Source organism: Mycobacterium palustre, assembly GCF_002101785.1.
Taxonomy (GTDB): domain Bacteria; phylum Actinomycetota; class Actinomycetes; order Mycobacteriales; family Mycobacteriaceae; genus Mycobacterium; species Mycobacterium palustre.
On record NZ_LQPJ01000080.1, the window covers coordinates 1 to 11,900 of the forward strand.

General features: G+C 68.6%; 12 protein-coding genes and 2 pseudogenes. 7 read left to right on the forward strand and 7 right to left on the reverse strand.

Features of this window, described 5'->3' with window-relative positions:
- Positions 1 to 211 precede the first annotated feature (211 nt).
- The 3 genes from AWC19_RS08535 to AWC19_RS08545 are packed head-to-tail and all read left to right on the forward strand — an operon-like array spanning position 212 to position 2,521.
- The gene (locus tag AWC19_RS08535) at positions 212 to 709 is read left to right on the forward strand and encodes an oxidoreductase (protein ID WP_085077631.1); all 498 of its coding nucleotides are present in this window, start codon (positions 212 to 214) and stop codon (positions 707 to 709) included.
- A gap of 25 nt (positions 710 to 734) precedes the next feature.
- Positions 735 to 2,225: a molybdopterin-dependent oxidoreductase gene (locus AWC19_RS08540; protein WP_085077632.1), complete on the forward strand. Its 1,491-nt coding sequence runs from the start codon at positions 735 to 737 to the stop codon at positions 2,223 to 2,225.
- Between the two features lie 2 nt (positions 2,226 to 2,227).
- A complete protein-coding gene (locus tag AWC19_RS08545; protein WP_085077633.1) occupies positions 2,228 to 2,521 on the forward strand; it encodes a hypothetical protein in 294 nt (97 codons plus the stop codon).
- On the opposite strand, the gene AWC19_RS08550 is transcribed toward AWC19_RS08545, so the two are convergent.
- Both AWC19_RS08550 and AWC19_RS08555 read right to left on the reverse strand, forming a co-directional pair.
- Entirely contained in the window at positions 2,506 to 2,862 is a 357-nt protein-coding gene (locus tag AWC19_RS08550; RefSeq protein WP_085077634.1) for a hypothetical protein, read from the reverse strand. The two genes, AWC19_RS08545 and AWC19_RS08550, sit on opposite strands and share 16 nt — an antisense overlap.
- 15 nt (positions 2,863 to 2,877) lie before the next feature.
- Positions 2,878 to 3,930: a hypothetical protein gene (locus AWC19_RS08555; protein WP_211284884.1), complete on the reverse strand. Its 1,053-nt coding sequence runs from the start codon at positions 3,928 to 3,930 to the stop codon at positions 2,878 to 2,880.
- Between the two features lie 182 nt (positions 3,931 to 4,112).
- On the opposite strand from AWC19_RS08555, the pseudogene AWC19_RS08560 reads away from it, so the two are divergent.
- A pseudogene (locus AWC19_RS08560) lies at positions 4,113 to 4,623 on the forward strand (hemerythrin domain-containing protein).
- An 88-nt stretch (positions 4,624 to 4,711) separates the two neighbouring features.
- Positions 4,712 to 5,383, forward strand: coding sequence for a UdgX family uracil-DNA binding protein (locus tag AWC19_RS08565; protein ID WP_085077636.1), 672 nt, complete (start codon positions 4,712 to 4,714; stop codon positions 5,381 to 5,383).
- 25 nt (positions 5,384 to 5,408) lie between these two features.
- On the opposite strand, the gene AWC19_RS08570 is transcribed toward AWC19_RS08565, so the two are convergent.
- The 5 genes and pseudogenes from AWC19_RS08570 to AWC19_RS08590 all read right to left on the reverse strand — a co-directional run.
- Complete coding sequence (locus tag AWC19_RS08570) at positions 5,409 to 7,202, reverse strand: thiamine pyrophosphate-requiring protein (protein ID WP_085077637.1); 1,794 nt, start codon at positions 7,200 to 7,202, stop codon at positions 5,409 to 5,411.
- 204 nt (positions 7,203 to 7,406) lie between these two features.
- Positions 7,407 to 8,444: a UDP-glucose dehydrogenase family protein gene (locus AWC19_RS08575; RefSeq protein ID WP_245848840.1), complete on the reverse strand. Its 1,038-nt coding sequence runs from the start codon at positions 8,442 to 8,444 to the stop codon at positions 7,407 to 7,409.
- A gap of 370 nt (positions 8,445 to 8,814) precedes the next feature.
- On the reverse strand, positions 8,815 to 9,870 hold the full coding sequence (locus AWC19_RS08580) for a DNA topoisomerase IB (protein WP_085077639.1): 1,056 nt from the start codon (positions 9,868 to 9,870) through the stop codon (positions 8,815 to 8,817).
- A 182-nt stretch (positions 9,871 to 10,052) separates the two neighbouring features.
- Positions 10,053 to 10,451 (reverse strand): heme-binding protein, encoded by a 399-nt coding sequence (locus tag AWC19_RS08585; protein ID WP_085077640.1) that lies wholly within the window; start codon positions 10,449 to 10,451, stop codon positions 10,053 to 10,055.
- Between the two features lie 412 nt (positions 10,452 to 10,863).
- Positions 10,864 to 11,061 (reverse strand): annotated as a pseudogene (locus tag AWC19_RS08590) (NmrA family protein); the annotation flags it as partial.
- A gap of 172 nt (positions 11,062 to 11,233) precedes the next feature.
- Here AWC19_RS08590 and mbp1 point away from each other — a divergent pair.
- Both mbp1 and AWC19_RS08600 read left to right on the forward strand, forming a co-directional pair.
- Positions 11,234 to 11,470, forward strand: a complete 237-nt coding sequence (gene mbp1 / locus AWC19_RS08595; protein WP_085077641.1) for a microaggregate-binding protein 1 — start codon at positions 11,234 to 11,236, stop codon at positions 11,468 to 11,470.
- Between the two features lie 116 nt (positions 11,471 to 11,586).
- Complete coding sequence (locus tag AWC19_RS08600) at positions 11,587 to 11,895, forward strand: DUF3349 domain-containing protein (RefSeq protein ID WP_085077642.1); 309 nt, start codon at positions 11,587 to 11,589, stop codon at positions 11,893 to 11,895.
- Positions 11,896 to 11,900 lie beyond the last annotated feature (5 nt).

Genomic DNA, 11,900 nt, shown 5'->3' on the forward strand with positions numbered 1-11,900 from the left:
GAAGACGGGCGGGGGCGGCGGCGCCGCGGGTGGCACGCGGCCCAGCGGGTCGTAACTGAACGGGCCGTATCCGAAATAGTCCTGCGGGTTCGTCACGCCAGTGGCCTCCTTCCCCAAAATGTAGCCGAGGGTGTGCTTTTCGGGGTGGGGCCAAGACGCGAATTTATACAGGCCTGCGTTTGAGAAATCCCCGGCCGGGTAATCGCCGACGGTGGGTTCTGTCGTCGGATCCTGGCCGGAAACCTGGCACCGCAGCCGGCTGTTCAAAGTACTCAGCCTTGGCGGCTACGTCGCCTTCGACCTGCCCCGAGTGATAACCGGGCTGGGCGCGGTTCTGCTCCTCGGGATCGCCGCCACCCACGTCTGCCTGCTGCTCGACCAGGAGGCGCCGCCCTGGTATCTGGTGCTGTACGCGGCGGCGGTGATCGCCGGTTGCCTGCTGATCGCGGGTGGGCTCGCAATTGGGCGCAATCCCCGTGTCACACAAGGGGTTTGGTTTGCGGGAAGCCTGCTTTCGGCCGTCGTTCTGGTGGTCGACGTCGCCACGCGGATGGCGAGCCTGCCGGGCCTGGTTTCCGTGACCGGGCGGTGGGACCTCGCCCCCGCCACCTTCGCGCTGGGGTTCGCCTGCGCCTTCATCGGAGTGCACGGGACGGTGCTTTTGGGCATCAACGTGGCCTATCCGCAACGGCAGCGCTGGGAGGACTGAGCGGAGCGCCCTCATGACCCAGGCAATGACAACGCTCGACTATCCCGCGTGGTTGCGCGTGGACCACTGGCTCAACGTCTTGTTTCTGACGTTGTTGTTGCGCAGCGGGATCGAGATCCTGTCCACCCACCCCAAGCTGTACTGGCGGGAGGACAGCAAGCCGGGGACCGAATGGGCGCGGTTCACCACCAAGAAGATGCCGACCGACAAGCTCTACGACACCCTCGACGAGGAAGAGGACTACAGCCCGCTGATCGCGCTGCCCGGCCACAAGAAGCTCGGCATGGGACGCCACTGGCACTTCATCTCGGTGCTCGGGTGGATCCTGGTCGGGCTGTCCTACTACATCCTGCTGTTCGCCACCGGCCAGTGGCACCGGTACTGGCCGTATTCGTGGGCCACCTTCGTAGAGGCCGGGAACGACATCGTCACCTACATGACGTTCAACCTGCCCCCGCTGCTGCCCAACGAGCCGCTGGACGCCATCCAGAAACTGACCTACGCCGGCGTCATCTTCGTGCTGGCGCCGTTCCAGATCCTCACCGGGGCCGCGCAGTCCCCGGCGATCGAGGCCCGGTTCCCCTGGTATGTGCGGGCCTGGGGCGGGCGGCAATCCGCGCGCAGCCTGCACTTCCTCGGGCTCGGCGCGTTTTTGGTCTTCATCGCGATCCACGTGTCGATGGTGTTCTTCTGGGGCTGGGGCCAACTCACCGCCTCGATGATCTTCGGCTCGGTCCGCAACGTCACGTTGGCGACGGCGTTGTCGTTCGTGATCATCGGCGCGATCGTCGCCATCCACGTCGCGGCCACCGTCTGGAGTCTGCGCCGGCCCCGACAGGTGCACCGCATCCTCGGTGCCGTGCTCACGCGGGCCCGGCTGATCCTGCTGCGCCCTCTGGACTCGCGGCAGGACTATCCGGAGCGAATGCTGTCGGAGGAGCACCGCGTCAACGGCAAACCGCCGTGTTCGGTCGAGTACAAGGTGATGGCGGTGCACAACTTCGTCGACTGGCGGCTGCGGGTCGGCGGGCTCGTCGAACAGCCGGTGACCCTCGACCTTGCCGCGCTGCGTGCGCTCGCCGAGCCGCAAAAGCAACGAGTCTTGCACAACTGCGTCCAGGGCTGGTCCAGCATCGGTGAATGGGAGGGGCTTTCGCTCGCCGCGCTCGCGGACCTGGTGCGGCCGCTGCCGCAGGCGCGCTACGTGTGTTTTCTGACCATGCAGGACAACAGCCGCGACGAACCCAGCTCGCAGGGCGAGGGACAGTTCTACGAGGTGATGGATCTGCAACTGGTCTACAAGCCGCAGACCATCCTGGCCTACGCGATGAACGGTAAACCGTTGCCCATCAAGCACGGTGCGCCGCTGCGGCTGCGGGTGGAGACCCAGGTCGGCTTCAAGATGGCCAAATGGATCTACCAGATCGAGTTCATCGACGACCACCGCGGCATCGGCTACGGCCTGGGTGGTTGGCGTGAAGACAACATCCACTACGACAAGGACGTGGAGATCTGACGATGCCTCACGACACCGCCGACGCGATGGTGCGCCCCGAACTGATCGCCCTCGATCGGGCTGCGCGCCAACGGGTCTCGGCACAAATCGCGGCCAAGGGCGGGCACTGCGAGTGTTGCGGCGCAACGGAATTCGACGTCGGTGACGCCCTGTACCTCGGATTCTTGTTCCTCGACGAGGAGCCCGACGCGTACATGGTCGCGCTTACCTGCCGCAATCCCCGATGCGCCAAGCCGCGCACCGGGATCGTGTTGGCCGAGGGCGACTTCCTCGGCCCGGCTCAGCCGCGGCGGTAACGTCGCGCGCGGGCCGGTGGGCCCTCGGTGAACCGCGGCTGAGCCAGCCGGAACCGGTCGATCAAATGCGACAGCCCCCGCAGCTCGTCGCACAGGGCGCGGAAGGTGCTTTCGTCGGCGTCCTCGAGCATGCCCAGCGAGCTGTAGTGCACCAGCCGCCGTAGCCGCCCCGCCAGCACCGTGCCCCACCTGATGCTGAAGTCGTAGCGCTGGCCTTCGCTGATCGGCGCCTCGTCGTCTTGGCGGCCAAGTTCCTTGAGCGCCTTGATCTGTTCGTTGATGAGTACGACGTCGTCGTCGATGACGATCGACCCGCGGGCCTGATCTTGGGTTGCGCTCATCGGTTCCTCCTCCGGCTACAGGCGGGGCTTGGCCACGCCGACCACGCAGGGAACGCCGGCCAGGGTGAGGTAGACCCGGTGCGGCCCGATGGCCATCCCGGACGGTCGCGCCGCGGCGGCGCCGGCCGGCAGGGCCGACCGGTAGTCGGTGACCCGGATGACCGGAATGCGCCGGTCGGCAAAGCCGGTGAAGCTCGCCGTCTCGAGCACCACCACCTCGCGGTCGGTGGCGGCGTAGATGCGGGTGTCGTCGGTGCCGAGCTCGCGGATCGGCGACGGCAGCCGGGTGCTCGCGAGCACCTCCATGCCACGGCCGCCGCGGCGCGAGTCCACCGCGTAGAGCACGTCGCTGTCGTGGCCGGCCACGTAGGCGCGGGTGTCGGCGGCGCCGTCGCCCGCGGAGACGGCGACGTCCATGGCCAGCGAGCCGCGATCCTGGGGAGGGGAGGAGAACCCCTCGTAGTAGCGGATGCCCGAGGATCCGTAGGCGTGGTAGTCGATCTTGCGGCCACGGTTGGCGCCGTCGATGGCGTCGGCGGGTCCATCGGCCAGCCCGGCGGTCGGCAGTTTCCGCAAGCCGAACTGGTCCACCGGCGTCACCGACTTTCCGTCGGCCGAAAGGGCAAGCAGGATCCGCATTCCCGCGTCCTCGGCCAGGTACGCCGGGGTGGGGCCAGCGTCGAAATCGTCGACCTCCCGCAGGCTGGCCAGGTCGACGGCGGCGACCCTGCCGCGCCCGGGCTGCGGCACGAACACGATGCGGTCGTCCTTCCGGCTGATCTGCAGGTTGCGCCCCACCTCCATGGGCGCGGACAGCCGGGCCTTCGCATCATCGGGGTGCGCGCCGAGGCTGACCTCGGCCAATCGGTGGTCGTCGGTGACCGCGACCAGGCTGTTTGTCCGGTATGACCACACGGGCTGCGACAGCGGCGCGCCCACCGACCAGACCGTCACCTCCGGGGCGCTCTCCAGCGTCGACCCCGGCGCCGCGCAGCCCGCCGCGGCCAAAAGGGCGCCGGCGATCACCGCCAAATTCGCGCGGCGGGGTCGGAAGCGCGTTAGCGTCACGATCGCTCAGAAGTCCTTTCGCCTCGTTTTCCAGGAGAAATACCCCGACTCTCGCCAGTTACACACCTGTCGCCCCCCGCCCGGCGTTCGTTTCGTGGCGCGCCCGTCGGGTCGCCCGCAAGACAGCGCGCCACAGCCCGCGCGCTGATCTTCCAAAGGAGATGGGCAGAAGGGGAGGACTCATGGCCGCAGACGCCATCAAGTCGCCCACCGACGTGGTCGACTTTCTCGTCAGCCAGCACGAGCAGATCAAGTCTTCGTTCGCCGAAGCGCTGGCCGCCTCAGGCAAGGAGCGGGAGAGGGCGTTCGTCGAGCTCCGCAGACTGCTCGCCGTCCACGAAACCGCCGAGGAGGAGATCGTTCACCCGCGGGCCAAGCGGAAGATCGGCGGCAGTGCCGCAGCGGCTCGAGAAGCTCGACGTCGACAGCGAGGAATTCACCCGCCTGCTGACGCGACTGCGCGACGCCGTGGTGGATCACGCCGAGCACGAGGAGTCCGACGAGTTCGCCAGGCCGGGCGAGGAATTGAGCGGTGAGGAGCTGGCAAGCATGGGCCGCGCCGCGAAGCTCGCCGAGGCGATCGCGCCGACCCGCCCGCACGCGGGTGTCGAATCGCAGGCGGCCAACCTGGCCGCGGGCCCGTTCGCGGCGATGCTGGACCGCGCGCGGGACGCCATCACGGGGAAGGGCTGATCGGGCTGTTCGAGGCTAGCGTTTTCCCGGTTTTCCCGCCGGTACGCAGGGGTATGCCCGGGGGCATGACGTCCCTGGGCTGTCCCGCGTGACATTAACGTCGCCCGCGAAATCCGCCAGCGCCGCACGCTATCTGCCGCACGATCGCGGCCTGGAGTCGCTGAAGTCGGCGGCCGACCGGTGCCACGGTTGCCCGCTTTACGCCGACGCCACGCAAACGGTCTTCGGCCACGGGCCCGCGGGGGCGCCCATCATGCTGGTGGGCGAGCAGCCGGGGGATCAGGAGGACCGGGCGGGCCTGCCGTTCGTCGGGCCGGCGGGACGGTTGCTGGCCCGGGCGCTCGACGAGGCCGATATCCACCCGACGCTGACCTACCAGACCAACGCCGTCAAGCACTTCAAGTTCACCCGCAAGGGCGGCAAGCGCCGGATCCACCAAAAGCCGAGCCGCACCGAGGTGGTCGCGTGCCGGCCGTGGCTGATCGCCGAAATCGAGGCGGTGCGACCGCAGGTGATCGTGTGCCTGGGCGCCACCGCCGCGCAATCGCTTCTGGGACCGGCCTTCCGGGTGTCCGCGCAACGGGGCGAGGCCGTCGGGCTGCCCCAAGACGTCGGCGTGGATGTGGCGCCCGAACCGATCGTGGTCGCGACGGTGCACCCGTCTTCGGTGCTGCGCGACCGCAGCGAATCCCACGACGAGGCCTACCGGCTGTTCGTCGACGACCTGCGCAGCGCGCGTAAGGCCTATTCGGCTTCGTAGGCTTCCCAGCCGGCTTTCTGGCCGGTCAGCTCTTCTTGTGCGGAAGGAACTCCTGCACCTTGGTTTTCAGTCCCACCTTCACGAAGCCGACCCGGTCCTCGTCGCCGGACAGCACCGCGGCGGTCGCCGCCTTGAACTGGTCCCAGGTGGCGTGCGGCGGAATCGGCGGCATGTTGGGATCGGTGTAGACGTCGAGCACGGTGGGGCGGTCCGCCGCCAGCGCGGTGCGCCACGCATCCCCGAGTTTGTCCGCGTCCTTGATGGCCATCGCGCCCAGCCCCAGCCCCGCCGCGAAGCCCGCGAAGTCCACGTCCGGAAGGTTCTGCGACTCGGCGAACTTCGGCGAACCGGCCATCGCCCGCATTTCCCACGTGACCTGGTTGAGGTCGTTGTTGTGCAAAATCGCCACGATCAGCCGGGGATCGTCCCACTCCTGCCAGTACCGCTTGATCGTGATCAGCTCTGCCATGCCGTTCATCTGCATGGCGCCGTCGCCGACGCACGCGATGACCGGCCGGTGCGGCTGCCCGAACTTGGCTCCGATCGCATACGGGACGCCGGGACCCATCGTGGCGAGGGTGCCCGACAGCGAACCACGGATGTTGCCGCGGAATTTCAGGCAACGCGCGTACCAGTTGGCCGCCGACCCGGAGTCGGCCGTCACGATGGCGTCGTCGGGCAGCATCGGCGACAGTTCGGAGAACAACCGCATCGGGTTGATGGGGTCGGCGCTGACCTTCGACTCCATCTCCATGGTCTCCCACCAGCGGGCCACGTTGGCCTCGATCGTCTCGCGCCAGCCCCGGTCCTCCTTGCGGCGCAGGTGCGGAATCAGCGCCCGCAGCGCGGTCTTGGCGTCGGAAACGAGGTTGACCTCGTACGGGTAGCGCATGCCGATGAAGCGGCCGTCGATGTCGATCTGCACCGCCCGGGCTTGCCCGAACTCGGGCAAAAACTGCGTGTAGGGGAAGCTGGATCCGATCGTGAGCAGGGTGTCGCAGTCGCGCATCAACTCGTAGCTGGGCCGCGTCCCGAGCAGGCCGATCGAGCCGGTGACCCACGGCAGTTCGTCGCTCAAGACGTCTTTGCCCAGCAGCGCCTTGGCCGCCCCGGCGCCGAGCAGGTCGGCGACCTCGATCAGCTCGTCGCGGGCGCCGCTCGCGCCGTGGCCGACCAGCATAGCCACCTTGCCGCCCTCGTTGAGCAGCTGCGCGGCGCGCTGGACGGCCGCGTCCTCGGGGTCGACGGCGGGCCACTCGATGCCCAGGCTGGAGGGCACCATCTTGAACGCGTGGGTGGGCGGTGAGTACTCCAGCTCCTGCACGTCGGACGGAATGATCAACGCCGTCGGCGCCCGCTGCGCCAACGCCACCCGGATGGCGCGGTCCAAGACGTTGGGCAATTGCTCTGGGACGGTGACCATTTGGACGTAGTCGCTGGCGACGTCTTTGAACAGGGTCAGCAGGTCGACCTCTTGCTGGTAGGACCCGCCCATGGCGCTGCGGTTGGTCTGACCGACGATGGCGACCACCGGGACGTGGTCCAGCTTGGCGTCGTAGAGGCCGTTGAGCAGGTGAATCGCCCCGGGACCGGACGTGGCCATGCAGACCCCGACCCGGTCGGTGAATTTCGCGTAGCCCACCGCCTCGAAGGCGCTCATCTCCTCGTGGCGCGACTGGATGAACATGGGCTTGTTGTCCGCGCGTCCAAAGGCCGCCAAAATTCCGTTGATCCCGTCGCCGGGGAAGGCGAACACGTGTTCAACGCCCCAGGCCCGCAGTCGTTCCAGCAGGTAGTCCGAGACCTCTTGTTTCGACATCGATTGCCCTCCTAGGCAGACGGTTCGGATGAGGCGTGGAGGAGCGTTTTTTCGCTCGCGTCGTCGGTCGGCGCTGATGGAGTCCGGATCGCCACGTATTCGACACCGCCAGGCGTACCCCGCAATCGGGGGGATTATTCATCGGTCTTGTCCGCCGAGGCGACCGCCGGCGGGCGGCGCCGGCTCTCTCGGCCCGCTTCGGGGTCAAAACCCTTGTGGTGCACCGTTTGCCATGTACGTCAACCCGGCGGCGCGCACGGCCGCCGGGTCCAGCGCGTTTCGGGTGTCCAAAACGACCGCCAGCGGCGCGTCCCGCGCGATGGCCGGCCAATCGAGGTCGCCGAACTGGGGCCATTCGGTCAGCACGACGATCGCCTCCGCCGCCTTGGCGGCGCGATACGGGTCGTCGACGGCGGTCACCCTGGCCCCGTGCAGCACCCCCGGATCGATGTTGGGCAGCTGCGGGTCGTAGCCCATCACCTGGGCGCCGGCGCGCGCCAGCTGCAAACACGCGGCCAGGGCGGGGGAGTCCCGGGTGTCGCTGGTGTCGGCCTTGAAGGTCAGGCCCAGCGCGGTGACCCGGCACCCGGCCAAAGGCCGGCCCATCCGGTCTTGCAGGGCGGTGGTGATCCGTTCGGCCTGGGCGACGTTGGTCCGCCGCGCGGCGTCGACCTCGACGAACGAGACCCCGTGGCGGTGCGCGGTGTGCAGCAGCGCCGCGGTGTCCTTGGGCAGGCACGACCCGCCCCACCCCGGTCCGGGCCGCAAAAATTCCGGCCCGATGCGGCGATCGGCGCCCATGCACCCGGTGACGTCGCCGATGTCGGCGCCGACCCGGGCGCACAACGCGGCCAGCGAGTTCGCGTAGGACAGCTCGACGGCCAAAAAGGCGTTGCTGGCGTACTTGGCGAGCTCGGCGCTCTCGGGGCTCATCCGCAGCAGCGGTGCGTCGCCGAGGCCGTACGCGCGGTGCACCGTCTCGGCCGCCGAGTCGTCGTGGGTGCCGATGACGAGCCGGTCGGGGTGCCGGAAGTCGTCCACGGCCCGGCCGTCGCGCAGGAACTCGGGCGTGGAGGTGACCCGAATCCTCTTGTCGCGCAGGCGGTCTCCGAGCGACGACGTGGTGCCGACGGGCACCGTCGACTTCACCGCGACGACCGCGCCGTGCCGCAGGACGTCGCCGAGCCGGTGGACGGCCGAGCGCACCGCGCTGACGTCCGCGCGACGAACGCCTGGGTCCACGATCCGTGGACATGCCAGAGCAAAACGTTCTTCGGCGGTCCCGCGCTGAGCATGGCGGGCGAAATACCCTATGGGTCATTCGCTAAACGCCGTTTCGGCGCCCGACTCGGACCACCGGAAGACGTGGATTCCCGACTGGTCCCCGAATCACTCTGTGGCACAGGCGATTCGGTACAGAACGGCGTAGGGCGGGGTGGCTGTGCGGCCCGGATCTGTCCGTTGTGCGAAATCCGGGTACCACACCGAAAGGCGCAGCTACGGGCCGAACTCGAAATCGAAACCCGAGCGAGCACCGCGATTCTCGGCAGCGGCACGCTCGAGAAACGCTTCGCATAGTGGATAGCGCGCCGCGCCGGAACGCGGCGCGCGGTCAGGCGCTCTTCGGCAGGGCGGAGGTCCCGGATGCGCTGCGGCCCTTGGCGATTCGCCGGATCAGCATGCGGGTGGCCCTCTCCAGGAGCTCCTGTGCGGCCTCGGGCCGGCGGGCCCGTCCGGCCCGGCGCGCCGCGGTCGCGATCGTCAACCCCTGCTCGTAACCGGTGACCACGCGCGGATCGACATAGGAGCCGCGGGCCACCGCCGGCGTGTTGCCGAGCCCCTCGGCGACCTCCTTCATGACCGCCGATTCGACCCGCTTGATCACCCGCTGCGAAACGGGCGGGTCGGCGTCGGCGAACGCCGCGGCGGCCAAAACCGTGCCGTGCCAGGTCCGCAGGTCCTTGACCGAGTAGTCCTCGCCGACCATCTCCTTGAACCGGGCGTTGAGATCGTCGGAGCGGATGTCGACCCACCCGGAATCGGTGCGGCACACCAGCAATCGTTCGGTGCGCTCGGGGCGGCGCAGCAGGGAGCGCACCGCGCGGACGATCTCGGGGTCTTCGATTTCGGTCGTCCGCCGCACGCCGCTCTTGGCGGGGTAGTCGAATTCGACCGAGTGGGGGTGCAGCGTCACGTGGCTGCACAGCAGCGTCGCCATCCCGTACGACTCGTTTTCCTCGGCGTACTGCTCGCCGCCCGCACGGAAGTAGCCGCGGTCGAGCAGCCGCAGCGCGATCGCCAGCACCCGCTCGCGGGTCAGGCCGCGGCCGGCCAGGTCTCTGGCGACGCGGGCCCGCCACAGCGGGAGCTGCGCGGACAGTTCGAGCACCCGGTCGAACTTCTCCTCGGCGCGCTCCTGCTGCCACGCGGTGTGGTACAGATACTGCCGCCGTCCGGCGGCGTCGGTGCCGACGGCCTGAATGTGGCCGTTGGGGTGCGGCGAGATCCACACTTTCTGCCACGCCGGCGGGATCACGAGCTCCTTGATGCGCTGCAGCGTGTCGGGATCAGAGACCAGGTTGCCGTCCGGGTCGTGATAGGCAAAGCTCTTACCCCGGCGCTTGCGGGCGATCCCCGGCTTGCCGAGATCGCTGCGACGCAGCCGCATCGTTGCCTCCCCTCCGCTCCAGTCCCGTGGCGCGATCCCGTTGCCCGATTCCGTTGCCCGATCCCGCAAGTACCTCGTTCGATACCCGCCCGACCGGCCGTTCACACCTGCGCCCCGACGCGAACGACCCGCCACGGCGCTGTGGCGGGTCGTCCCCGGTCGTTCCCGGTCGTTGCAGGCGATCAGCCGGCCATGAACTCCTGGTAGGCCGACTCCAGATACGGCGGCAGGGCCGAGACGTTGCACTGCCGTTCGGTGTCGCCGATCGGCGCCAGGATGCCGCGCAGGTCGTAGTACTGCTGCGGGTGCGCGGTGAAGTAGCCGCGCAGGTTGGCCGCGGCCTCGGAGCGCGGCTGGGTGATAGCGGCCCGGACAACCTGGTTGGCGTCCGGGTGCGCGGCCAGGTACTGCTCGGCCGAGCCCTGCGCCGAGGAGACGGTCGCGTTCACGGCGCCCGGGCTGCAGTCCGGTGCCGCCGCCGCCGACGGGGCACCTGCGATGCCCATGGTCAACCCCCCGAGCAGACAGCCGGCACCGATGCCGGCAACTCGCCGGCGCGCGACGATACTGCTGATTTTCATAATTAGTGGTGTCCTTCAAAATTGAACTGACTTCTTCAAGAGAGGCTCCCGATCCTCGAAACCCAAAGTAGCGGAACGGGAGTTTGTGGGGAGTTCGCGCACAATTCACATCCGCATCGCTGGTCACACGGTCGGGCCGCCGGGCGGCTTTTCGCTAAGCGGGCAAACAAATTCGCCGCCCGACACTGAGAATCCTTAAGAAACGGTCGCGGTTCTTATGCATTCGTAATCTGGATCGTGACGCAACCGTGACCTGAATTCGGTCCCGACGGCGATCCGAAGCTGCCGTGAATGAAGTCGCGGTTGTGGGTGCGTCCGCGCGTTGCGTCGGTGCCAACGCCGCCGCTCAGATTTTGGACAGGTCCCTGGTGCGCCGCCGCGTCGCGGCCTGGCCGGCGCCACCCGGCCGCCCCGGCGGCGGGTTGGAGACGTCGATGACCACGTCGACTCCGGCCAGCGCCCGGAAAAGACCTCGCCCGGAGAACAGATCCACGCCGTGCGGGCGGGACATTTCGATCACCGCCACATCGCGCGCCCTGAGCCGGGCCACGACCCGCGATCCGGCTGTTTCCGTCGACGCGATGACACCGATAGTGGTCAGCGACCTCACCGCCCTCCGTAGTCGCCCGTAGTCGCCCGGCAGAGGCACCCCGAAACCCGCCGTTCAAACACGCGCGCGCCCTGTTTGGCGGGGCGCCGGGCGGGAAGCCGGTAGTGACAATGCGCTGGCTTCAACGGGGAAGCTCAGGCGCGGGCTCGCAACCGCCGAGGGAGGTCGATCCATGGGTGATCAAAAGAGCGGACCGCAGGAGGCCGTCAAGGGCACCGTCGAGGGCGTCAAGGGCAAGGTCAAGGAGGTCGGCGGCACCGTCCTCGGCCGCGATGACATGGCCGAAGAGGGCCAGGCGCAGCAGGACAAGGCCGACGCCCAGCGCGATGCCGGCAAGAAGGAAGCCGAAGCGGAATCCGCGCGCGCCGGAGCCGAGGCCGCCGAGGAGCGCCAAAAAGAAAACCAGTAACTCGATTCCAGCGGGGTCCGGTCCTACTCTGGACCGGGCCCTTCTGTTTTAAACCGCCCCGCCGGGTTATCCCCGGGAGAACCGCGGCGCCGGCGGCGGGGTTAGCGAGGTGAAGGATGCGCTTGTTCGGCGGAGTGTCGAGCTTCGTGGCATTTCTGCGCGCCGGTTACCCGACCGGGGCGCCCCGGTTCGGCTACGTGCCGCAGCTCGCGCTGCTGCCGCGGCGGGTTTCCGACGACGAGGTCGCCGTCATCACCACCAACCTGATCGGGCGTCGGCGCCGGTCCATCGCCCGGCCCATCGATGATGCCGACGTCGGCGTGGAGATCACCCGGGTCACCGACGCGATGCCCTCGCCGAACGACGTCGAGCGCGTCCGGCGCCGGCTCGGCGCGATCGGGCCGGCCGGGGGCACCCCCCGCTGAGCGGC

Bases quoted from the DNA above. Each gene is read 5' to 3' on its own strand.
- AWC19_RS08540 (WP_085077632.1), top strand. From the start codon at position 735: ATGACAACGCTCGACTATCCCGCGTGGTTGCGCGTGGACCACTGGCTC.
- AWC19_RS08545 (WP_085077633.1), top strand. From the start codon at position 2,228: ATGCCTCACGACACCGCCGACGCGATGGTGCGCCCCGAACTGATCGCC.
- AWC19_RS08550 (WP_085077634.1), bottom strand. From the start codon at position 2,862: ATGAGCGCAACCCAAGATCAGGCCCGCGGGTCGATCGTCATCGACGAC.
- AWC19_RS08570 (WP_085077637.1), bottom strand. From the start codon at position 7,202: ATGTCGAAACAAGAGGTCTCGGACTACCTGCTGGAACGACTGCGGGCC.
- AWC19_RS08580 (WP_085077639.1), bottom strand. From the start codon at position 9,870: ATGCGGCTGCGTCGCAGCGATCTCGGCAAGCCGGGGATCGCCCGCAAG.
- AWC19_RS08585 (WP_085077640.1), bottom strand. From the start codon at position 10,451: ATGAAAATCAGCAGTATCGTCGCGCGCCGGCGAGTTGCCGGCATCGGT.
- mbp1 (WP_085077641.1), top strand. From the start codon at position 11,234: ATGGGTGATCAAAAGAGCGGACCGCAGGAGGCCGTCAAGGGCACCGTC.
- AWC19_RS08600 (WP_085077642.1), top strand. From the start codon at position 11,587: ATGCGCTTGTTCGGCGGAGTGTCGAGCTTCGTGGCATTTCTGCGCGCC.